The sequence below is a fragment of the Streptomyces sp. NPDC031670 genome (assembly GCF_055580545.1).
This window is the reverse complement of sequence record NZ_JBVILC010000005.1, coordinates 32,965-53,865: the sequence shown is the minus strand read 5'-3', so window position 1 is coordinate 53,865 and position 20,901 is coordinate 32,965. Positions and strand designations below refer to the sequence as shown.

Below are 20,901 nucleotides of genomic sequence, written 5' to 3'. Positions count from 1 at the left end.
AGCGGGTGTGCTCGCGCGGGCAGCCTGATTCCGGCGTGTCCATGATGCTCGCCTGCCCGCCGCTGGTCCGGGGGCCACTGCCTGTCCGTCGGCCCAGGCGGTCCGCGGGGTCGGGGCGTCTGTCGGCTCGGGCGGTCCACCGGTCTGGCCGGTACGCCGATCCGACGGTCCCGCTGTGCCGTCGGCGTCAACGGATCGCGGAGGATCCACCTTCCGGATGACCGGGTTATCCACAATGGCCCGGCTGTCCACCAAGATCCACAAGGTGGCGGCGGGTGCGTGACAGTCGGTGCCGGAGGTGGTGCCGAGATGAACGCACGAGGAGCGCTCGGACAGTACGGCGAAGACGTTGCGGCCCGACTGCTGGCCGACGCCGGAATGACCGTGGTCGCCCGCAACTGGCGGAGCGGCCGGACCGGAGAGATCGACATCGTCGCCCGCGACGGCGACGTACTGGTGGTCTGCGAGGTCAAGACCCGCAGAGCGGGCGGCCCGTTCGAACACCCCATGGCGGCCGTCACCCCCGCCAAGGCCGAGCGGCTCAGGCACCTCGCCGAGCGATGGCTCGCCGACCACGGAGGACCACCCCACGGCGGCGTCCGCATCGACCTCGTCGGTGTCGTCCTGCCCCGCCGCGGCGCGCCCCGCGCCGAGCACGTCCGGGGGGTGGCATAGATGGGATTCGCCCGAACCTGCTCCGTGGCGCTCGTCGGCGTCGAGGGCGTCGTCGTCGAAGTCCAGGCCGACCTGGAACCCGGCGTCGCCGCCTTCACCCTCGTAGGCCTGCCCGACAAGAGCCTCAGCGAAAGCCGCGACCGCGTCCGGGCCGCCGTCGTCAACTCCGGCGGCGACTGGCCCCAGAAGAAACTCACCGTCGGCCTCAGCCCCGCCTCCGTCCCCAAGAGCGGCAGCGGATTCGACCTCGCCGTCGCCTGCGCCGTCCTCGGCGCCGCCGAACGCATCGACCCCAGAGAACTCGCCGACCTCGTCATGATCGGCGAACTCGGACTCGACGGCCGGGTCCGCCCCGTCCGCGGCATCCTGCCCGCCGTCCTCGCCGCCGCGGAAGCCGGATACGAGCAGGTGGTCGTCCCCGAACAGACCGCCACCGAAGCATCCCTCGTCCCCGGCATCTCCGTCCTCGGCGTCCGCAGCCTGCGCCAGCTCATCGCCGTCCTCACCGACGAACCCGTCCCCCAGGAGGAACCCGACCAGGAAGGCCGCCCCGACGCCATGCTCGCCGGACTGGTCGTCCCCGGCGCCGGAGTCGGCACCGGCCTGTCCATCGACGCCGACACCAGCCCGCCCGACCTCGCCGACGTCGCCGGCCAGCGCACCGCCCGCACCGCCCTGGAAGTAGCCGCCGCCGGCGGCCACCACCTGCTGCTGTACGGACCGCCGGGCGCCGGCAAGACCATGCTGGCCGAACGGCTCCCCGGCATCCTGCCGCCGCTCACCCGACAGGAGTCCCTCGAAGTCACCGCGATCCACTCGGTCGCCGGAATCCTGCCCCCCGGCAAACCCCTCGTCCACAAAGCCCCCTACTGCGCACCCCACCACTCGGCGACCATGCAGTCCCTCGTCGGCGGAGGCAACGGCCTGCCACGACCCGGCGCCGTCTCCCTCGCCCACCGGGGCGTCCTGTTCCTCGACGAAGCCCCCGAGTTCACCGGCAAGGCCCTGGACTCACTGCGCCAGCCCCTGGAAGCCGGACACGTCGTCGTGGCCCGCAGCGCCGGCGTCGTCCGCCTCCCCGCCCGCTTCCTCATGGTCCTCGCCGCCAACCCCTGCCCCTGCGGCCGGCACACCCTCCACGGCGCCGGCTGCGAATGCCCCCCATCCGTCATCCGCCGCTACCAGGCCAGGCTCTCCGGCCCCCTCCTCGACCGCGTCGACCTGCGCGTCGAAGCCGAACCCGTCCGGCGCGAGGACCTCCTCACCCAAGGCGGACGCGGCGAATCCAGCGCACAGGTCGCCGAACGCGTCCTGACCGCCCGGGAACGTGCCGCCGCCCGCCTCCAAGGCACCCCCTGGACCACCAACAGCGAAGTCCCGGGCCACGAACTGCGCACCCGCTGGGTCACAGCCCCCGGCGCCCTCGCCGCGGCCGAACGGGACATGGAACGCGGCCTGCTGACCGCCCGAGGCCTCGACCGCGTCCTGCGCGTCGCCTGGACCCTCGCCGACCTCTGCGGCCACGACCGCCCCGACGAAACCCACATCGGCCTCGCCCTGGAACTCAGAACAGGCATCTCCCGGGGCGCGCCACTGCCCGTAGGAGGTGCCGGGTGAGCGGGGGAGCACCGGGCCCCGGCGGCGAGACGGCCGGCTCCGGAGATGCGCTCCACGCGGCCGAGGGCGGTCATGCGCCGGGTTACCCGGCGTCCAGCGGTCGGGTGTCGGGCGGCCCAACCGGTGACCCCGAACGGCTGGCGCGGGCGGCGCTGGCCAGGGTCATCGAGCCGGGGGACGAGCGAGCCGGCCGCTGGCTGCGCACTTACGGGGCGGTGGAACTGCTACAGCGGCTCACCGCCCCCGAGAACCCCGACTACCCACTCACCGGAGTGAGCGCCGCACGGCTCGCCGGATACCGCAGACGAGCGGCGGACGCCGACCCCCAGCGGGATCTGGCCACGCTTGCCGCTCTCGGCGGCCGGTTCATCTGCCCCGGCGACCACGAATGGCCCGCCCAGCTCGACGACCTCGGCGACGGCCGCCCCATCGGCCTCTGGCTCCGCGGCCCCGCCGACCTACGGCTCTGGGCACTGAAATCCGTCGCCGTGGTCGGCGCACGAGCCTGTACCCCCTACGGCGCCCACATGGGCGCCACCCTCGGCGCCGGACTCGCCGAAAAAGGCTGGGTAGTGGTCTCCGGCGCCGCCGCCGGGGTGGACGGCGCCGCCCACCGCGGCGCCCTCGCCGCAGGCGGCGCCACCATCGCCGTCCTCGCCAGCGGAGTCGACGTCGTCTACCCCCGCGCCCACACCGAGTTGATCGGCCGCATCGCCGAACAGGGCGTCCTCGTAGCCGAGTTGCCGCCCGGCGACCACCCCACACCCAGCCGGTTCGTCCTCCGTAACCGCGTCATCGCCGCCCTCACCCGGGGGACCGTCGTGGTCGAGGCCGAATACCGCAGCGGCTCCCTCGTCACCGCACGCAACGCCCAACGACTCGGCCGCCACACCATAGGGGTACCCGGCCCCGCCACCAGCGGACTCTCCGCCGGAGTCCACGAACTGCTGCGCGGCGAAGCCGCACTCGTCACCGACGCCGCCGAAATCATCGAACTCGTGGGGGACATGGGCGACCTCGCCCCGGCCCGCCGAGGCCCCGTCCTGCCCCGGGACCTCCTCGCCCCCGGCACCGCACGCGTACTCGACGCCCTGCCCGCCCACGGCAACCTCGCCGTACGCGACATCGCCCGTGAGGCTGCAACGACTCCGGAGGAAGCCCTCGGCAGGCTGTACGAACTCCACTCCCTCGGGTTCGTGGAACGCGAAGGAGACGACTGGCGGTTGACCACAACCCCGCTCCCCACCCCGGGCACCCGGCGAGGCGGTGCTTGACCTGGGGCATTCGGGTGAAAAGGTAAGGCCAATGACCACCGAGGGCCGCACGCCACCGCTTTCGGGACCGACGCGACCGGCGACGGCCCCCACCCCCGCGCGCGCCCGTCCGCCCGTGCCGGACCGCCCCGATCCCCCGACGTTCGCGCACCGCAACGAGCCGGTCACGCTACGCTCACGAGAACCCCGCAGCAGAGAGAATCCCCCCGCTCACGTCACACCAGAACGGCTCAAGGCAACGAATGCCCCAGCACACCTCCGGGTCTGATCGCACGGCAGCTCCCCCCGCTGCCCGCGCCGGCGGCACCGTGCGACCACCGGCGCCCTCGTCCGTCGACGAACTGTGGCGCTCGTACAAGAACAGCGGCGACGAGCGCCTGCGCGAACAGCTGATCCTGCACTACTCGCCGCTGGTCAAGTACGTCGCGGGCCGCGTGAGCGTAGGTCTGCCGCCCAACGTCGAACAAGCCGACTTCGTCTCCTCCGGAGTCTTCGGACTCATCGACGCCATCGAGAAGTTCGACATCGAACGCGCCATCAAGTTCGAGACCTACGCCATCACACGCATCCGCGGCGCGATGATCGACGAACTCCGCGCACTCGACTGGATCCCGCGCTCCGTACGACAGAAGGCCCGCGCCGTCGAGCGCGCCTACGCGACCCTCGAAGCACAGCTGCGCCGTACCCCCTCCGAGAACGAAGTCGCGGCCGAGATGGGCATCGCCGTCGAGGAACTCCACTCCGTCTTCAGCCAGTTGTCGCTCGCCAACGTGGTCGCCCTCGAAGAACTGCTGCACGCCGGAGGCGAGGGCGGCGACCGGCTCAGCCTCATGGACACCCTGGAGGACACCGCCGCCGACGACCCCGTCGAGGTCGCCGAGGACCGCGAGCTGCGCCGACTGCTCGCCCGCGCCATCAACACCCTGCCGGAGCGCGAGAAGACGGTCGTCACCCTCTACTACTACGAGGGCCTCACCCTCGCCGAGATCGGCAACGTCCTCGGGGTCACCGAGAGCCGCGTCAGCCAGATCCACACCAAGTCCGTCCTCCAGCTGCGGGCCAAGCTGGCCGACGTCGGCCGCTGAGCACCACCCCGGCGAATCGACCCTCCGCGGATCACCGGCCCAGCCTTACAGTGGAGCGGTGCCAAGGATTCGAGCGGCCTCAGTGGCCGAGCACCGCGCCATGCAGCGCGCCGCCCTGCTGGACGCCGCACGCTCCCTCCTGTCCCAGGGCGGCACCGAAGCCCTGACCTTCCCCGCCCTGGCCGAGCGCACCGGTCTCGCCCGGTCCTCCGTGTACGAGTACTTCCGCTCCCGGGCCGCCGTCGTCGAAGAACTCTGCTCCGTCGACTTCCCGCAGTGGGCCGCCGACATCGAGGCCGCGATGCGGCGGGCGGGCAGCCCCGGGGAGAAGGTCGAGGCGTACGTACGCCGCCAACTGGAACTCGTCGGGGACCAGCGCCACCGTGCCGTCGTCGCCATCTCCGCCAGCGAGCTGGACGCCGGCGCCCGCGAGAAGATCCGCGCCGCCCACGGCGGCCTCATCGCCATGATCGTCGAAGCCCTGGGCGACCTCGGCCACACCCAGCCCCGCCTGGCCGCGACCCTCCTCCAGGGCGTGGTCGACGCCGCGGTCCGCCGCATCGAGCTGGGCGCGGCGGAAGACCCGACAGCGGTCACGGAGGCGGCGGTGGCGATGGCGCTACGAGGCGTGGCCGGCTGATCCTGGGGGCCTCCCCTCTCCCCCCCTCCCCCCACCCCACCCCACCCCACCCCTCAGCCCGTCTCCACCCCCAAATCCGTCCCCACCTCCACAACATCCCCGTCCACGGCCACCCCGACCACCGGCAGCAGCCGCGAATGCCCCCCACGCACCAGCGCGAGCGGGTTCACATACTCATCCCCCCGTTTCAGCCCCCAGTGCACGCACCCCACCTCCCCGCAGTGGCGCGGTCCCGCCTCCACGGTGGCGACGGGCTGGCCGGGGAGGACGTGCTCGCCGGTGCGGACCAGGGGGTGGACCGGCTCGTACGTGGTGCGCAGCGGGGGGCTGCCCGAGCCGTTCAGGGTGATCGTCAGGACGCCCTTGTCCGCGACCGGGCCCGCGAACGTCACCCGGCCTTCCGTGACCGCCCGGATCTCCGTCCCGGGGGGCGCGGCCAGGTCCACGCCGCGGTGGCCGGGGCCGTACGGCGTGGTCGGCGGGGCCCAGCCCCGTACGACCACCGGCTGCCCCGGGACCGGCCACACTCCTCCGATCGCCGCTGTCGGCCGCCCGTTCGTCATCCCCACGGGCGCTGCCCGTACCCGTACCGATATCGGCCCAGCCGTCACCAACGGCACCACCCCAACCACCCCAACCACCCCCACCACTCCCATCACCCCTGCCGCTCCCAACCCGGCCAGGCCGCGCCCCAGCCCCGCCTCCAGCCGTAACGCGCGCCGCACGAGTTCCCGTGGCACGAGTTCCGACGGCACGAATGCCGCCGGCACGGGTTCCGTTCGCATCAGGCCCCTCCGCACCAGCCCCCTCCGCACCAGCCCCCTCCGCATCAATCCCCTCCGCGCGATTCCCCTCCGGGCGAGTTCCAGCCGCTTCAGTTCCATGGGGAGAGCATGGCGAAGCCGGGCGATTCGCGGTGATCATGGGCCTGGGCTGTGGACAACCGGTCCGTTGTGGACAGCGGCGTCACCCGGCACGGTGAGGGTCCCGTACACTTCTTGTGGCGATCCGGGTGACCGGGTCGACTTCGCACGCCCCGCCGGTGGTCCAGACCATCGGCCGCGCCTCTCGGTCCCTCACCTGTTCAGTCCGGTGCGGGGCACGGCGCACCGGGGCGTCAGGCGCGGCAGCCGCCCGGCGGTCGCGATAACCGAGTACCTCAAGGAGTACGGCCATGGCCGTCGTCACGATGCGGGAGCTGCTGGAGAGCGGCGTCCACTTCGGTCACCAGACCCGTCGCTGGAACCCGAAGATGAAGCGCTTCATCTTCACTGAGCGCAACGGCATCTACATCATCGACCTGCTCCAGTCGCTGTCGTACATCGACCGCGCCTACGAGTTCGTCAAGGAGACCGTCGCGCACGGCGGCTCCATCATGTTCGTCGGCACCAAGAAGCAGGCGCAGGAGGCGATCGCCGAGCAGGCGACGCGCGTGGGCATGCCCTACGTCAACCAGCGCTGGCTCGGCGGCATGCTGACCAACTTCTCCACCGTCTACAAGCGTCTGCAGCGCCTCAAGGAGCTCGAGCAGATCGACTTCGAGGACGTCGCGGCCTCGGGTCTCACCAAGAAGGAGCTCCTGGTCCTCTCGCGTGAGAAGGCCAAGCTGGAGAAGACCCTCGGTGGTATCCGTGAGATGTCGAAGGTTCCCAGCGCCGTCTGGATCGTCGACACCAAGAAGGAGCACATCGCCGTCGGTGAGGCGCGCAAGCTCCACATCCCGGTCGTCGCGATCCTCGACACGAACTGCGACCCCGACGAGGTCGACTACAAGATTCCGGGCAACGACGACGCGATCCGCTCCGTCACCCTGCTCACCCGCGTGATCGCCGACGCCGTCGCCGAGGGCCTCATCGCCCGTTCCGGCGCCGCCACCGGCGACTCCAAGCCGGGCGAGAAGGCCGCCGGCGAGCCCCTCGCCGAGTGGGAGCGCGACCTGCTCGAGGGTGACAAGAAGGCTGACTCCGAGGAGTCCGCCGAGGCTGCCGCCCCCGAGGCCGCTGCCGCCGAGGCGTCGGCCGCCGAGGCCGAGAAGCCGGCCGAGGCCGCTGCGGAGGCTCCGGCCGCCGAGGCGCCGGCCGCGGACGCCGAGCAGGCCTGACCTTCGGGTCCTCGCTTCGGCGGTGACGGCGGGGGCACAGGCTGTGCCCCCGCCGTCACCCCGTAGCCCCGTAGATCTTTCAGACTTCGAGTCAGACTTCGAGAGAGAAACCCAGACTCATGGCGAACTACACCGCCGCTGACGTCAAGAAGCTCCGCGAGCTCACCGGCGCCGGCATGATGGACTGCAAGAAGGCGCTGGACGAGGCCGACGGCAACGTCGACAAGGCCGTCGAGGCGCTGCGTATCAAGGGCCAGAAGGGCGTCGCCAAGCGCGAGGGCCGTTCCGCCGAGAACGGCGCGGTCGTCTCCCTCATCGCCGAGGACAACACCTCCGGTGTGCTCCTCGAGCTGAAGTGCGAGACGGACTTCGTCGCCAAGGGCGAGAAGTTCCAGGCCACCGCCGCCGCGCTGGCCGCGCACGTCGCCAAGACCTCCCCGGCCGACCTGGACGCGCTGCTCGCCTCCGAGATCGAGGCCGGCAAGACCGTCCAGGCGTACGTCGACGAGGCCAACGCCAACCTCGGCGAGAAGATCGTCCTGGACCGCTTCGCGCAGTACGCGGACGGTTTCGTCTTCGCGTACATGCACCGCACCATGCCCGACCTGCCGCCGCAGATCGGTGTCCTGGTCGAGCTGGACAAGGCCGACGCCGACGTCGCCAAGGGCATCGCGCAGCACATCGCCGCGTTCGCCCCGAAGTGGCTGTCGCGCGAGGACGTCCCGGCCGAGGTCGTCGAGACCGAGCGTCGTGTCGCCGAGGAGACCACGCGCGCCGAGGGCAAGCCCGAGGCCGCGCTCCCGAAGATCGTCGAGGGTCGCGTCAACGGCTTCTTCAAGGACGCCACGCTCCTTGGCCAGCCGTACGCGCTCGACAACAAGAAGTCGGTCCAGAAGGTTCTGGACGAGGCCGGTGTCACCCTGAAGCGCTTCACGCGTATCAAGGTCGGCATCTGAGTCCGTCCAGCGATCGACGGAAGACCCCGCTAGGGTCTGAGGCAGTCGTCGGCCGCGCTCGCGACGGACGACCGCAGATCTGACGAGGAGGCCATTGCCGCTCAGGGACACAGCACCCACCGGCAATGGCCTTCTTCGTATGTGTACGAGGAGATCCCCATGAATCAGGGCGCGGACGCCGCCACTCAGGCTGACCACAAGCGCGACGACGGCAAGGTGACCGGGCGCTTCATGCTGAAGCTCTCCGGTGAGGCGTTCGCGGGCGGAGGGGGTCTCGGCGTGGACCCCGACGTCGTGCACGCCATCGCCCGTGAGATCGCCAACGTCGTACGGGACGGGGCGCAGATCGCCGTCGTCATCGGCGGCGGCAACTTCTTCCGCGGGGCCGAGCTCCAGCAGCGCGGCATGGACCGGGCCCGTTCCGACTACATGGGCATGCTCGGCACGGTCATGAACTGCCTCGCGCTCCAGGACTTCCTGGAGAAGGAGGGCATCGACTCCCGGGTCCAGACCGCCATCACGATGGGCCAGGTCGCGGAGCCGTACATCCCGCTGCGTGCCGTGCGCCACCTGGAGAAGGGCCGCGTCGTGATCTTCGGCGCGGGCATGGGCATGCCGTACTTCTCCACCGACACGACGGCCGCCCAGCGTGCCCTGGAGATCGACGCCGAGGCCATGCTGATGGGCAAGAACGGGGTGGACGGGGTCTACGACTCCGACCCCCGCGTCAACCCGGACGCCGTGAAGTTCGACGCGCTGGAGTACGGCGAGGTCATCACCCGCGACCTGAAGGTGGCGGACATGACGGCCATCACCCTCTGCCGCGACAACAACCTCCCCATCCTGGTCTTCGAACTGCTCACCGCGGGCAATATCGCGCGCGCGGTCAAGGGTGAGAAGATCGGCACGCTCGTGAGCGACCAGGGCACCCGGGCCTGACCGGGGGATGGACAATCCCCTGACGGTCGGACACCGTGCAGGGAAAGACGCGGGTTACGCAGGGCCGTCGAGCACCCGACACGACTCCCGGCCCACTCAAGACATGCAGGAGCAAGTGGTGATCGAAGAAATCCTCCTCGAAGCCGAGGAGAAGATGGAGAAGGCCGTCGTGGTCGCCAAGGAGGACTTCGCCGCGATTCGCACCGGCCGTGCGCACCCGGCGATGTTCAACAAGATCGTGGCGGACTACTACGGTGCGCTGACGCCGATCAACCAGCTGGCCTCGTTCTCGGTGCCCGAGCCGCGTATGGCCGTGGTGACCCCGTTCGACAAGAGCGCGCTGCGCAACATCGAGCAGGCGATCCGCGACTCCGATCTGGGCGTCAACCCGAGCAATGACGGCTCCATCATCCGGGTGACGTTCCCGGAGCTGACGGAGGAGCGCCGCCGGGACTACATCAAGGTCGCCCGGACCAAGGCCGAGGACTCCAAGGTGTCGATCCGTTCCGTGCGCCGCAAGGCCAAGGACGCCCTCGACAAGCTGGTCAAGGACAAGGAGTCCGGCGAGGACGAGGTCCGCCGTGCGGAGAAGGAGCTCGACGACACCACCGCGAAGTACGTCTCGCAGGTGGACGAGCTGCTCAAGCACAAGGAAGCAGAGCTGCTAGAGGTCTGATGAACGACTCTTCCTGGGGGGCTCCGCCGCGACCCGAGCACTGGGGGCCACCCGTCCAGGGGCCTTCCCAGGAGGTGCCTTCGGCGGGGGCTGCCTACGATGCGTATGACGCCCCGTCCCGGACACAGCCCATGCCCGTAGTGACCGACGGCGTGGGCACAGACGCCGTGGTCAGCGAAGAACGTGACCGGGGGACCGCTCGGGTGAGCGGCCCCCTGTTCCGCGAAGAGACGCCGCAGGAGCCCATGCCCAGCTCGGTACCACCTTCGACTCCGCCGCAGCCGCAGCGGCCCGCGCAGCCGGAGAAGAAGCGGGCGGGGCGCGATCTGCGGGCCGCGATAGGGGTCGGCGTCGGGCTCGGCGCGGTGATCCTGGCGTCGCTGTTCGTCGTCAAGGCAGTCTTCGTCGGAGTGATCGCGGTGGCGGTCGTCGTCGGCCTGTGGGAGCTCGCCTCCCGGCTGGACGAGCGCAAGGACATCAAGGTGCCGCTGGTGCCGCTCGCGGTGGGCGGCGCGGCGATGGTCGTCGCCGGCTACGCGCGCGGTGCCGAGGGCGCCTGGGTGGCGATGGCACTCACCTCGCTCGCGGTGCTGGTCTGGCGGATGACGGAGAAGCCCGAGGGCTACCTCAGGGACGTCACCGCCGGTGTCTTCGCCGCGTTCTACGTGCCGTTCCTGGCGACGTTCGTGGCGATGATGCTGAGCGCCGACGACGGGCCGTGGCGGGTCTTCGTCTTCCTGCTGCTGACCGTGGTCAGCGACACCGGGGCGTACGCGATCGGCTGGCGCTTCGGCAAGACGAAGCTGGCGCCGCGCATCAGCCCCGGAAAGACCCGTGAGGGTCTGGTGGGCGCGGTGACGTTCGCGATGGCGGCGGGCGCGGTGTGCATGCAGTTCCTCATCGACGACGGCCAGTGGTGGCAGGGCCTGCTGCTGGGTCTCGCGGTCGCGGCGAGCGCCACGCTCGGCGACCTCGGCGAGTCGATGATCAAGCGGGATCTCGGCATCAAGGACATGGGCACGCTGCTGCCGGGCCACGGCGGAATCATGGACCGGCTGGACTCGCTGCTGCCGACGGCGCCGGTGGTGTGGCTGCTGCTCGTCGCCTTCGTCGGCAGCTGAAAGGTCCGCAGGGTAGGCTCTGACCTGCGCTTTCCTCGGTCGGGGGCTCGTTGTCCACAGGACGGCGGGCCCCTTTCCGTATGTCTGAGACACTTGAGGAACCATGCCGAAGCCCGGAGAACTCACTTTCGTCGCCCCCCGCGGAGCCAAGAAGCCGCCGCGGCACCTCGCCGACCTCTCGCCCGCCGAGCGGAAAGAGGCTGTCGCCGCGATCGGCGAGAAGCCGTTCCGCGCCAAGCAGCTCTCGCAGCACTACTTCGCGCGGTACGCGCACGACCCGGCCCAGTGGACGGACATCCCCGCCGCGGCGCGCACCCGCCTCCAGGAGGAGCTGCTGCCGGACCTGATGTCGGTCGTGCGGCACATCTCGTGCGACGACGACACCACCCGCAAGACGCTGTGGCGCCTGCACGACGGGACGCTGGTGGAGTCGGTCCTGATGCGCTACCCCGACCGGGTGACCATGTGCATCTCCTCGCAGGCCGGCTGCGGTATGAACTGCCCGTTCTGCGCGACCGGCCAGGCGGGCCTGGACCGCAATCTGTCGACCGCGGAGATCGTGCACCAGATCGTCGACGGCATGCGCGCGCTTCGCGACGGCGAGGTCCCCGGCGGCCCCGCCCGGCTGTCGAACATCGTCTTCATGGGCATGGGCGAGCCGCTCGCCAACTACAAGCGGGTCGTCGGGGCCATCCGCCGGCTCACCGACCCCGAGCCCGACGGCCTGGGCCTGTCCCAGCGCGGCATCACCGTCTCCACCGTCGGCCTCGTCCCCGCGATGCTGCGCTTCGCCGACGAGGGCTTCAAGTGCCGTCTCGCCGTCTCGCTGCACGCCCCGGACGACGAGCTGCGCGACACGCTGGTGCCCGTCAACACCCGCTGGAAGGTCCGCGAGGTCCTGGACGCGGCGTGGGAGTACGCGGAGAAGTCCGGCCGCCGCATCTCGATCGAGTACGCACTGATCCGCGACATCAACGACCAGGCGTGGCGCGGTGACCTGCTGGGACGCCTCCTCAAGGGCAAGCGGGTCCACGTCAACCTGATCCCGCTCAACCCGACGCCGGGCTCGAAGTGGACCGCCTCGCGCCCCGAGGACGAGAAGGCGTTCGTCGAGGCCATCGCGGCCCACGGGGTGCCCGTCACCGTCCGGGACACCCGTGGCCAGGAGATCGACGGAGCGTGCGGACAGCTCGCGGCGTCCGAGCGGTAGTCTGAGCGCGACATCCGCATAATTCGACATCCGCATAGCTCGACATCTGTATTCCGACAGGGGAGCGCCACAGCGCTGAGAGTGCGACGCCGTCAGGTCGCAGACCCTCTGAACCTCGCCCAGGTCATTCTGGGTAGGAAGTTCGGTCATCACTCAAGCTGTTGCGCCCTGCTCGCCGCCGCCCGGCGGGCAGGGCCGCGTCTCTTCCTGGTCACTCCAGGAGGAATCACCACCATGCGCAGTACGAAGAAGATGGCGGCCACCGCGCTCGCCGCGGCCCTCGGGGTCAGCGCGCTCGCCGCGTGCGGCGGCAAGGACGACGACAGCCCCAAGGCCGACGGTGCCACCAAGTCCAAGACCGTCACGCTGGTCAGCCACGACTCGTTCGCCGCCTCCGACGCGGTGCTCAAGGAGTTCACCGCCCGGACCGGCTACACGGTCAAGGTCCTCAAGAGCGGCGACGCGGGCGCGGCCCTCAACCAGGAGATCCTCACCAAGGGCTCCCCGCGCGGCGACGTGTTCTTCGGCGTCGACAACACCCTGCTCTCCCGCGCCCTCGACCACGGGATCTTCACCCCGTACGAGGCGAAGGGCCTGGCCGCCGTCCCCGCGGCCGTCCAGCTCGACAAGGAACGGCACCGGGTCACGCCGATCGACACCGGCGACATCTGCGTCAACTACGACAAGAAGTACTTCGCGGACAAGAAGCTCACCCCGCCGAGCTCGTTCGCCGACCTGATCAAGCCCGAGTACAAGGACCTGCTGGTCACCGAGAACGCCGCGACCTCCTCGCCCGGCCTCGGCTTCCTGCTCGGCAGCGCCGCGCAGTACGGCGATGAGGGCTGGCAGGACTACTGGAAGAAGCTCAAGGCCAACGGCGTCAAGGTCGTCGACGGCTGGGAGCAGGCCTACAACCAGGACTTCTCCGGCTCGGCCGGCGGCAGGAAGGCCAAGGGCGACCGCCCGCTGGTCGTCTCCTACGCCTCCAGCCCGCCCGTCGAGGTCCTCTACGCCAAGCCGCAGCCCACCGACGCCCCCACGGGCGTCGCCACCGGCACCTGCTTCCGCCAGACCGAGTTCGCCGGACTGCTCAAGGGCGCCCGGAACGAGGCGGGCGGCAAGGCCCTCCTCGACTTCCTGATCTCCAAGAAGTTCCAGGAGGACATGCCGCTCACCATGTTCGTGAACCCGGTCCTCCCGGACGCCAAGCTGCCCGAGCTGTTCACCAGGTTCGGCGCCAAGGTCACCGAGACGCACGACGTCGCTCCGGAGAAGATCGCCAAGAACCGTGAGCAGTGGGTCAAGACGTGGTCCTCGCTCGTGCTGAAGTAAGCCGCACGCCCCGGGCGGCGAAGGTGCGCGCGAACGCGGTGCGGCTCGGCCTGATGGCCCTGCCGCTCGCGTTCTTCGGGCTCTTCTTCGCCTGGCCCGTGGCCGCGATCGTCGGCCGCGGGCTGCGCGTCGACGGCGTCTGGCAGCTCGGCCGGATCACCGAGGTGATCACCGAGCCGGACATCGGGCACGTGCTGTGGTTCACCACCTGGCAGGCGCTCGCCTCCACCGCGCTCACCCTGCTGATCGCGCTGCCCGGCGCGTACGTCTTCGCGCGCCTGGACTTCCCCGGCCGGCACCTGCTGCGGGCCGTCGTCACCGTCCCCTTCGTGCTGCCCACCGTCGTCGTCGGCACCGCCTTCCTCGCCCTGCTCGGCCGCGGCGGACTCCTCGACGAACTGTGGGGCGTACGGCTGGACACCACGGTGTGGGCGATCCTGCTCGCCCACGTCTTCTTCAACTACGCCGTCGTCGTCCGCACCGTCGGCGGCCTCTGGGCCCAGCTCGACCCGCGCCAGGAGGAAGCCGCCCGGGTCCTCGGCGCCTCCCGGCTCGCGGCGTGGCGCACGGTGACCCTGCCCGCCCTCGGACCCGCCGTCGCCGCCGCCGCCCTCATGGTCTTCCTCTTCACCTTCACGTCCTTCGGCGTCGTCCAGATCCTCGGCGGCCCCACCTTCTCCACCCTCGAAGTGGAGATCTACCGCCAGACCGCCGACCTCCTCGACCTGCCCACCGCCGCCGTCCTCACCCTCGTCCAGTTCGCCGCGGTCGGCGCGGTGCTCGCCGTGCACGCCTGGACCGTACGGCGGCGCGAGAGCGCACTGAAGCTCGTCGACCCCGCGCACACCGCCCGCCGCCCGCGCGGCGCGGGACAGTGGACGCTGCTCGCGGCGGTGCTCGCCGTGGTGGCCCTGCTGATCCTGCTCCCGCTCGGCGTGCTCGTCGCCCGCTCCCTGGACACCCCCGACGGCTACGGCTTCGGCTACTTCCGCTCCCTGCAATCCGTCGGAGAAGGCGGAACGTTCCTCGTGCCGCCGCTGGAGGCGGTGGGGAACTCGGTGCAGTACGCACTGGCCGCGACCGGTATCGCCGTGGTGGTCGGAGGCCTGGCCGCCGCGGCCCTCACCCGGCGCGGCGGCCGTCTGGTCCGCGGCTTCGACGCGCTGCTGATGCTGCCGCTCGGCGTCTCCGCCGTCACCGTCGGCTTCGGCTTCCTGATCACCCTGGACCGGCCGCCGCTGGATCTGCGCACCTCCTGGATCCTGGTACCGCTGGCCCAGGCACTGGTCGGCGTGCCGTTCGTCGTACGGACCATGCTTCCCGTACTGCGCGCGGTCGACGGACGGCTGCGCGAGGCGGCGGCCGTGCTCGGCGCGTCCCCGTGGCGGGTGTGGCGGGAGGTGGACCTGCCGCTGGTGCGGCGGGCGCTGCTGATCGCGGCCGGATTCGCCTTCGCGGTCTCCCTCGGCGAGTTCGGCGCGACCGTCTTCATCGCCCGCCCCGACCGGCCCACCCTCCCGGTCGCGGTGGCCCGGTTGCTGGGCCGGGCCGGGGACCTCAACTACGGCCAGGCGATGGCGCTCAGCACGATCCTGATGGTGGTGTGCGCGGTGTCCCTGCTGCTCCTCGAACGTGTCCGTACGGACCGGACCGGAGAATTCTGATGCTGAAGCTCGACGGGGTGACGGTCCGGTTCGGCGAGCGGGCCGCGCTCGACGCGGTCGACCTGGAGGTCGCCGACCACGAGACGGTGTGCGTGCTCGGGCCCAGCGGCAGCGGCAAGTCCACGCTGCTGCGGGTGGTGGCGGGTCTGCAGCCCGCCGACGCGGGGCGGGTACTGCTCGGCGGCGCGGACCAGGCCGGGGTGCCGGTGCACCGGCGGGGGCTGGGCCTGATGTTCCAGGACCACCAGCTGTTCCCGCAGCGGGACGTGGCCGGGAACGTGGCCTTCGGGCTGCGTATGCGCGGGGTGCCGCGCGGGCGGCGGGCCGAGCGGGTGGCGGAGCTGCTGGAGCTCGTGGGGCTGCCGGGCGCGGGGCGGCGGGCGGTCGGATCGCTCTCCGGCGGCGAGCAGCAGCGCGTCGCCCTCGCCCGGGCGCTGGCCCCCGAGCCCCGCCTGCTGATGCTCGACGAGCCGCTCGGCCAGCTCGACCGTACGCTGCGGGAACGGCTCGTCGTCGAACTGCGGTCGCTGTTCGGGCGGTTGGGGACGACCGTGCTGGCCGTCACGCACGACCAGGGGGAGGCGTTCGCGCTCGCGGACCGGGTGGTGGTGATGCGCGACGGGCGCATCGCGCAGAGCGGTACGCCGCTGGAGGTCTGGCAGCGGCCCGCCTCGGAGTTCGTGGCGCGCTTCCTCGGCTTCGAGAACGTGGTGGGGGCGACGGTGTCGGGCGAGGTGGCGTCCACGGAGTGGGGGAAGGTGGCGGTGCCGGCCGGGTCGGCGCAGGGTGCGGTACGGCTGCTGGTGCGGCCCGCGGGTGTTCTGCTGCTCCCGGCGGAGCAGGGCCTGAGCTGCGAGGTGGAGTCGCGTACGTTCCGGGGCGGCCATGTGGCGCTGCGGCTGCGGCCACGGTCCGGGCCGCCGCTGGAGGCGGAGTGCGGGGTGCGGGGGGCGCCGGGGGTGGGGGAGTTGGTGGGGGTGGGGTTCGTGGGGGCGGAGACGGTGGTACTGGGGGGTGAATAGCCCCTCCCCGCCCCTTCCCTAAACCCTCCGGGGGTGGGTGGGGGGTTTCTCCCGGGGGCTAGGCCCCGGCCCCCCTGGCGGGGCCTGCGGCCCCTGCACCCCGCCGCGGGGCTCCGCCCCGGACCCGGGTCACGGGTGGGTTGGGCTGCGGGGCTCCGCCCCGGACCCCGCTCCTCAAACGCCGGAGAGGCTGATTTTGCCGCCCCCGGAGTTGCCCCAGGGGCGCGGGGAACTGCGCGACCAGCCCCCACCGGCCTGCGGACGAAACGGCGCCCGGAGAACCCGCTCACCTCCCGGAGTTGCCCCAGGGGCGCGGGGAACTGCGCGACCAGCCCCCACCGGCGCGCGGACGAAACGGCGCCCGGAGAACCCGCTCACCTCCCGGAGTTACCCCCCAGGGGCGCGGGGAACCGCGCGACCAGCCCCCACCCGCCCGCAGACGAAACCGCGCCCCGAGAGCCCCCTCACCCCCGGAGGGTTTCGGGAAGGGGCGGGGTGGGGGAGTCCTCCCCCCGGGACCCCGCCTCGCTCTCCGCCCCGAACCACGCCACCCCCACCGCCCCCCCGACCGCCAGCACAAACCCCGCCACCGCCAGCCACCCCAGCCCCGCCCGTGACGCGTCGCCGAGCCACAGCACGCCGATCGCGCCGGGCAGGACCGTCTCGCCGACCACCAGCGCCGCCGTCGCCCCGTTGACCGAGCCGATCTGGAGCGCCACCGTGTGCAGATACATCCCGCCCGCCCCGGCCACCGCGATCGCGTAGAGCGCGGGGTCCGAGAGGAGGCGGCCGAGGTCGAAGGGGTCGACGCCGTTCAGGACGCGGACGCCGACGCCGAGCGCGCCGAAGCCCAGCCCCGACAGCAGACCCGCCACGATCGCCGCCCGGGCGCCCAGCAGACGTACCGCCACCGCCCCGCCCGCCATCAGCAGCACCGACACCACCAGCAGCCACCAGTGCGTGGCCAGGGACGTGTGGCCGCCGCCCTCCGCGCCCGCCGCCGTGGCCAGCAGCACCAGGGCCGAGCAGACCACCGCTATGGAGCCCCACTCCGCCCGGTTCAGCCGCAGGCCCAGCAGCCGCACGCTCAGGACCGCCGTGATCACCAGGTTCGCGCTGATGACCGTCTGCGAGAGGAAGAGCGGCAGGAGGCGGGCCGCCAGCGCGCCCAGGGCGAAGCCCACGAAGTCCAGCACAGTGCCGACCATGAACTCCCAGGTCATCGCTGCCTTGGCGGTCGAGGACAGACTGGGGCCCCCGTGCTGGGTACGGGCCGTCTCCGCCGCCTCGCGGCGCGCGGACTTGACGGATCCCACAGCTTGCAGGACCGAGCCCGTGCCGTAACAGATCGAGGCCGCGATCGCGGTCAGTAGGCCGAGCAGCACCCGGAGCTCCGTTCACCGATGTGGGGGGAGCGGGACGTGGTCCGCTCCCCGTGCTTCCCAGCGGCAGACGTGCCGGAGCCGCCCCGCGTTGCCTGGTGTGATCTATGCCGTATCCGCGGCGGGGCCGCTCAGGCCGACAGCCGGGCCAGTTCCCCCGCCGCCTCGTCCACCGAGTCCACCAGCGCGATCCGCGCGGCCATCGGGCGGCCCTCGGCGAGCGCCTGGAGCAGCGGCCAGGCCGGCAGGTGCCGCGTCCAGTGCTCCCGGTCCACCAGCACCATCGGCGTCGGCCCGCCCCGCGACCCGTAGTAGTTGGGGGTCGCGTTGTCGAAGATCTCCTGTACGGTCCCGGCGGCGCCCGGCAGGAACACCACGCCCGCGTTGGAGCGGGCCAGGAGACCGTCCTCGCGGGTGGCGTTGGCGAAGTACTTGGCGATGTGGCCGGCGAACGCGTTGGGCGGTTCATGGCCGTAGAACCAGGTGGGGATGCCGACCGACAGCCCGCCCCGGGGGTGGCGCCCGCGCACCTCGAAGGCGGCCCGCGCCCAGTCCGAGACGGACGGTGTGAACGAGGGTGCCTTGGCGAGCAGTTCCAGCGCCTCGCCGAGCACGGCGTCCGCGAACGGCGCCAGGTACGCGCCCAGGTTGGCCGCCTCCATCGCGCCCGGCCCGCCCCCGGTCGCCACGGTGAACCCGGCCCGGGCCAGGGTGCGCCCCAGCCGGGCCGCCCCGGCGTACGCGTCGCCGCCCCGGCCCATCGCGTGCCCGCCCATCACGCCCACCACCCGCGTCCCGGCCAGGACTTCGTCGAGCGCGTCCGAGACGGAGTCGTCGTGGATGGAGCGGAGCATGGACGCGAAGACATCGCCGTCCGACTTGGTGCGCTGGAACCAGGCGTACGAGCGGGCGTCCGGCGTGTGCTCGTAACCGCTGTCGAGGTCCTCGAACAGTTCGTCGGGGGTGTAGAGCAGACCCCGGTACGGGTCGAACGGCAGATCCGGTACGGGCGGGAAGACCAGCGCCCCGTCGGCCCGGACCTTGGTGGTGGCGTCCGGCGCCATCCGGCAGCCGAGGAAGACGGCGCCCGCGGTGTCGGCCGACAGCAGCGCGGACGTACGGCCCGTCAGATCGAGGGACTGCAGGCGGTATCCGGCCAGGGTGCCGCGCGCGACCACCTCGTCGAACTCGGCGACGGACTCGATTTCCCGGTCCCGCGCGTCCGGCACCCGCTGAAAGTCTTCACTGGCCATCGGGCCACCCTAGAACGTACGGGGAGCGGCGGACCGGCCGGGTGTCCGGCCGGTCCGGCTCAGCCGGCCAGGGGCAGCGCCGCGAGCTCCGCGATGCCCCAGGTCACCGGGCCGAACAGGGCCACGATGCCCGCCGCGCGCAGAGCCGCCGCGGTGCGCAGCAGCCGGGCCGGGGCGCCCAGGCGCAGCAGCGCCTCGGTGGTGTCGCCGTGGACGTGCCTGGACTCCAGGGCCGCCGTCAGCAGCGTCGCCACCGTGCAGCTCGTCACCAGCGCGGCGCCCAGGCCCGTGAGCGGGCCGAAGGGGTGCGGGCCCGCCTCGTCGCCGTACAGCGAGGCGGCGGCGATCGTGGCCGAGACCACCGCGCACACCACGCCCAGCGGGCGCCCGATGCGGCGGGCCTCCTCCATCAGGACCCGTCCCGCGAGCAGCCGGGCCGCCCCGGGGCGCGCGGTCTGGAGCAGCCGGCCGCACAGATGGGTCAGGGCCGGGCCCGCGACGGCGAGGCCCAGGGCCGTCAGGACCCAGCCGGCCAGCACTCCGGCGGGACTGCTGTCGGGATGGCCGGGCATGGGGATCGCGCCGCCGGGGGTGCCCCGGCTCAGAAACGTCTCGGCCGCCAGGCCCGCCGTGATCAGGGTGATGCCCCAGGGCAGCCCCGCCGGGACGGAGGCGGGGGGCCGCTCCGTGCCGCGCGGGCCCGGCGCCTCTCTGCGCGGGCGCAGGGCGAGCCCGGCCGCCGCCGACGCAGTGAGCGGCAGCACGCTGAGCAGGGTGAGGGCGGCGGCCAGGGGCAGCGGCCGGTCCGCGCCGAGCAGTCCGGCCGCGGCGCCGTCGAAGGGCAGCCCGGTGATGTCGCCGCGCAGGTGCAGACAGACCAGGAGCGCGACCGTGGAGCCGAGGGTGCAGGACACGGCCGTCGAGGCCGCCGCGATGGCGGTGAGCCGTCCGGGGCCCAGGCCCACCGCGGAGAGCCCGGGGCGGGGGCGGGTGCTGGGGTCCGTACGGGCCACGGCGACCGCGAAGTGGACGGTGGCGGCGAGCGGCACCGCGCACCACAGCAGCCGCAGCACCGAGCCGCCGGGGTGGGCCGCCGCGTACCCCAGGGTGCACAGGAGCAGGAAACCGACGCCCGCGGAGGCCGCGGCCACCAGCAGGCGGCGCAGCAGGACCAGCGGGTGGGTGCCCCGGGCTAGGCGGAGAGCGAGCACGCGGCGCGGCCCTCCGGGTCGGGGGCGCCGGCGGGCCCGGCCGCGGTCACCCGGCGGCCGTCGAGCAGCCACACCGCGCGGTCGGCGTGGGCGGCGATCTCCGCGTCGTGCGTGGCCAGGACCGTGGTGATGCCGTGCGAGCGGGCCGCGGCCGTCAGGGTCCGCAGCACCTGGGCGCCCTCGGCGCGGTGCAGGGTGGCGGTCGGCTCGTCCGCGAAGAGCACGGCGGGGGAGGTGACCAGGGCGCGGGCGATCGCCACGCGCTGGCGCTGGGTGGTGGGCAGGGCGTGCGGGCGGCGCCGCGCGCAGGCGCCGATGTCGAGCCGCTCCAGCCACTCCATGGCGGCCTTCTTGGCGGTGCGGTGCGAGATGCCGCGCAGCAGCAGCGGCAGCGCCGCGTTCTCCCAGGCGTTCAGCTCGGGCACCAGGGTCGGTTCCGGGTCGATCCAGCCGAAGCGGTCCCGCCGCAGCCGTTCGCGCGAGAGCGCTCCCATGGTGTGGACGGGGGCGCTGTTGAACCACACCTCGCCCTGGTCGGGCACGAGCTGGCCGGACAGGGCGCGCAGCAGGGTCGTCTTGCCGCTGCCGCGCGGGCCCTGGACGGCCAGGATCTCTCCCTCGCGGATCCCGAGGGAGACCCCGGTCAGGGCGGGCGAGCCACCGTGGGAGTGGTGCAGGGAACGTCCCCAGAGCACATCGTTGTCCGGCGGGGCCACCATGGCGTACACCTCGGTTCAGATCAG

The 20,901-nt window shown here is 72.2% G+C and carries 19 protein-coding genes; 14 read left to right on the top strand and 5 right to left on the bottom strand.

Translation table 11 applies throughout. The features are described 5' to 3' along the window. The first annotated feature begins 279 nt into the window (after nucleotides 1–279). The 5 genes from ACZ5ID_RS11775 to ACZ5ID_RS11755 all read left to right on the top strand — a co-directional run bounded on the left by ACZ5ID_RS11775 (nucleotide 280) and on the right by ACZ5ID_RS11755 (nucleotide 5,291). Nucleotides 280–675: a YraN family protein gene (locus ACZ5ID_RS11775; RefSeq protein ID WP_406552572.1), complete on the top strand. Its 396-nt coding sequence runs from the start codon at nucleotides 280–282 to the stop codon at nucleotides 673–675. Continuing rightward, a complete protein-coding gene (locus ACZ5ID_RS11770; RefSeq protein ID WP_468896306.1) occupies nucleotides 676–2,292 on the top strand; it encodes a YifB family Mg chelatase-like AAA ATPase in 1,617 nt (538 codons plus the stop codon). It abuts the gene before it with no gap. Then, nucleotides 2,289–3,566, top strand: a complete 1,278-nt coding sequence (gene dprA, locus ACZ5ID_RS11765; RefSeq protein ID WP_468896303.1) for a DNA-processing protein DprA — start codon at nucleotides 2,289–2,291, stop codon at nucleotides 3,564–3,566. Before ACZ5ID_RS11770 ends, dprA begins: the two co-directional genes overlap by 4 nt. A 242-nt stretch (nucleotides 3,567–3,808) precedes the next feature. Beyond that, the gene (gene whiG / locus ACZ5ID_RS11760; RefSeq protein ID WP_468896300.1) at nucleotides 3,809–4,651 is read left to right on the top strand and encodes an RNA polymerase sigma factor WhiG; all 843 of its coding nucleotides are present in this window, start codon (nucleotides 3,809–3,811) and stop codon (nucleotides 4,649–4,651) included. Between the two features lie 82 nt (nucleotides 4,652–4,733). Next, the gene (locus ACZ5ID_RS11755; protein WP_468896925.1) at nucleotides 4,734–5,291 is read left to right on the top strand and encodes a TetR/AcrR family transcriptional regulator; all 558 of its coding nucleotides are present in this window, start codon (nucleotides 4,734–4,736) and stop codon (nucleotides 5,289–5,291) included. Nucleotides 5,292–5,344: 53 nt separating this feature from the next. On the opposite strand, the gene ACZ5ID_RS11750 is transcribed toward ACZ5ID_RS11755, so the two are convergent. Beyond that, nucleotides 5,345–5,854, bottom strand: coding sequence for a murein hydrolase activator EnvC family protein (locus ACZ5ID_RS11750; protein WP_468896923.1), 510 nt, complete (start codon nucleotides 5,852–5,854; stop codon nucleotides 5,345–5,347). 611 nt (nucleotides 5,855–6,465) lie between these two features. Between ACZ5ID_RS11750 and rpsB the strand changes: the two genes are divergently transcribed. The 9 genes from rpsB (at nucleotide 6,466) to ACZ5ID_RS11705 (ending at nucleotide 16,312) form a co-directional block, all read left to right on the top strand. After that, nucleotides 6,466–7,392 (top strand): 30S ribosomal protein S2, encoded by a 927-nt coding sequence (gene rpsB, locus ACZ5ID_RS11745; protein ID WP_468896297.1) that lies wholly within the window; start codon nucleotides 6,466–6,468, stop codon nucleotides 7,390–7,392. Nucleotides 7,393–7,511: 119 nt separating this feature from the next. Further along, a complete protein-coding gene (gene tsf, locus ACZ5ID_RS11740; RefSeq protein WP_358836274.1) occupies nucleotides 7,512–8,348 on the top strand; it encodes a translation elongation factor Ts in 837 nt (278 codons plus the stop codon). A 159-nt stretch (nucleotides 8,349–8,507) separates the two neighbouring features. Further along, complete coding sequence (gene pyrH / locus ACZ5ID_RS11735) at nucleotides 8,508–9,287, top strand: UMP kinase (RefSeq protein WP_358836273.1); 780 nt, start codon at nucleotides 8,508–8,510, stop codon at nucleotides 9,285–9,287. Between the two features lie 118 nt (nucleotides 9,288–9,405). Further along, the gene (frr, locus tag ACZ5ID_RS11730) at nucleotides 9,406–9,963 is read left to right on the top strand and encodes a ribosome recycling factor (protein WP_365107124.1); all 558 of its coding nucleotides are present in this window, start codon (nucleotides 9,406–9,408) and stop codon (nucleotides 9,961–9,963) included. After that, nucleotides 9,963–11,084, top strand: a complete 1,122-nt coding sequence (locus ACZ5ID_RS11725; protein WP_468896294.1) for a phosphatidate cytidylyltransferase — start codon at nucleotides 9,963–9,965, stop codon at nucleotides 11,082–11,084. Before frr ends, ACZ5ID_RS11725 begins: the two co-directional genes overlap by 1 nt. Before the next feature lie 103 nt (nucleotides 11,085–11,187). Next, nucleotides 11,188–12,294 carry a dual-specificity RNA methyltransferase RlmN gene (rlmN, locus tag ACZ5ID_RS11720; protein WP_344074899.1) on the top strand — a complete coding sequence of 369 codons (1,107 nt, stop codon included), beginning with the start codon at nucleotides 11,188–11,190 and terminating at the stop codon, nucleotides 12,292–12,294. Nucleotides 12,295–12,528: 234 nt separating this feature from the next. Beyond that, nucleotides 12,529–13,626 (top strand): thiamine ABC transporter substrate-binding protein, encoded by a 1,098-nt coding sequence (locus ACZ5ID_RS11715; RefSeq protein WP_468896292.1) that lies wholly within the window; start codon nucleotides 12,529–12,531, stop codon nucleotides 13,624–13,626. Nucleotides 13,627–13,679: 53 nt separating this feature from the next. Then, nucleotides 13,680–15,290, top strand: coding sequence for an ABC transporter permease (locus ACZ5ID_RS11710; protein ID WP_468896920.1), 1,611 nt, complete (start codon nucleotides 13,680–13,682; stop codon nucleotides 15,288–15,290). Continuing rightward, complete coding sequence (locus tag ACZ5ID_RS11705; RefSeq protein ID WP_468896289.1) at nucleotides 15,290–16,312, top strand: ABC transporter ATP-binding protein; 1,023 nt, start codon at nucleotides 15,290–15,292, stop codon at nucleotides 16,310–16,312. Before ACZ5ID_RS11710 ends, ACZ5ID_RS11705 begins: the two co-directional genes overlap by 1 nt. Before the next feature lie 464 nt (nucleotides 16,313–16,776). Here the strand turns inward: ACZ5ID_RS11705 and ACZ5ID_RS11700 are convergent, their stop codons facing one another. The 4 genes from ACZ5ID_RS11700 to ACZ5ID_RS11685 all read right to left on the bottom strand — a co-directional run bounded on the left by ACZ5ID_RS11700 (nucleotide 16,777) and on the right by ACZ5ID_RS11685 (nucleotide 20,877). After that, entirely contained in the window at nucleotides 16,777–17,697 is a 921-nt protein-coding gene (locus ACZ5ID_RS11700) for a DMT family protein (protein ID WP_468896287.1), read from the bottom strand. Nucleotides 17,698–17,825: 128 nt separating this feature from the next. After that, nucleotides 17,826–18,947 (bottom strand): LOG family protein, encoded by a 1,122-nt coding sequence (locus tag ACZ5ID_RS11695; RefSeq protein WP_468896284.1) that lies wholly within the window; start codon nucleotides 18,945–18,947, stop codon nucleotides 17,826–17,828. 59 nt (nucleotides 18,948–19,006) lie between these two features. Beyond that, a complete protein-coding gene (locus ACZ5ID_RS11690; protein ID WP_468896283.1) occupies nucleotides 19,007–20,158 on the bottom strand; it encodes a hypothetical protein in 1,152 nt (383 codons plus the stop codon). Next, nucleotides 20,140–20,877, bottom strand: a complete 738-nt coding sequence (locus tag ACZ5ID_RS11685; protein WP_468896280.1) for an ABC transporter ATP-binding protein — start codon at nucleotides 20,875–20,877, stop codon at nucleotides 20,140–20,142. The genes ACZ5ID_RS11690 and ACZ5ID_RS11685 overlap by 19 nt, the downstream gene beginning before the upstream one ends. Between the last annotated feature and the right edge of the window lie 24 nt (nucleotides 20,878–20,901).

What these genes read in the sequence shown, in the direction of transcription:
- ACZ5ID_RS11715 (WP_468896292.1), top strand. Translation starts at nt 12,529, where the DNA reads ATGCGCAGTACGAAGAAGATGGCGGCCACCGCGCTCGCCGCGGCCCTC.
- ACZ5ID_RS11770 (WP_468896306.1), top strand. Translation starts at nt 676, where the DNA reads ATGGGATTCGCCCGAACCTGCTCCGTGGCGCTCGTCGGCGTCGAGGGC.
- rlmN (WP_344074899.1), top strand. Translation starts at nt 11,188, where the DNA reads ATGCCGAAGCCCGGAGAACTCACTTTCGTCGCCCCCCGCGGAGCCAAG.
- whiG (WP_468896300.1), top strand. Translation starts at nt 3,809, where the DNA reads ATGCCCCAGCACACCTCCGGGTCTGATCGCACGGCAGCTCCCCCCGCT.
- rpsB (WP_468896297.1), top strand. Translation starts at nt 6,466, where the DNA reads ATGGCCGTCGTCACGATGCGGGAGCTGCTGGAGAGCGGCGTCCACTTC.
- ACZ5ID_RS11710 (WP_468896920.1), top strand. Translation starts at nt 13,680, where the DNA reads ATGGCCCTGCCGCTCGCGTTCTTCGGGCTCTTCTTCGCCTGGCCCGTG.
- pyrH (WP_358836273.1), top strand. Translation starts at nt 8,508, where the DNA reads ATGAATCAGGGCGCGGACGCCGCCACTCAGGCTGACCACAAGCGCGAC.
- ACZ5ID_RS11705 (WP_468896289.1), top strand. Translation starts at nt 15,290, where the DNA reads ATGCTGAAGCTCGACGGGGTGACGGTCCGGTTCGGCGAGCGGGCCGCG.
- tsf (WP_358836274.1), top strand. Translation starts at nt 7,512, where the DNA reads ATGGCGAACTACACCGCCGCTGACGTCAAGAAGCTCCGCGAGCTCACC.
- ACZ5ID_RS11695 (WP_468896284.1), bottom strand. Translation starts at nt 18,947, where the DNA reads ATGGCCAGTGAAGACTTTCAGCGGGTGCCGGACGCGCGGGACCGGGAA.
- ACZ5ID_RS11685 (WP_468896280.1), bottom strand. Translation starts at nt 20,877, where the DNA reads ATGGTGGCCCCGCCGGACAACGATGTGCTCTGGGGACGTTCCCTGCAC.
- ACZ5ID_RS11725 (WP_468896294.1), top strand. Translation starts at nt 9,963, where the DNA reads ATGAACGACTCTTCCTGGGGGGCTCCGCCGCGACCCGAGCACTGGGGG.
- ACZ5ID_RS11750 (WP_468896923.1), bottom strand. Translation starts at nt 5,854, where the DNA reads ATGACGAACGGGCGGCCGACAGCGGCGATCGGAGGAGTGTGGCCGGTC.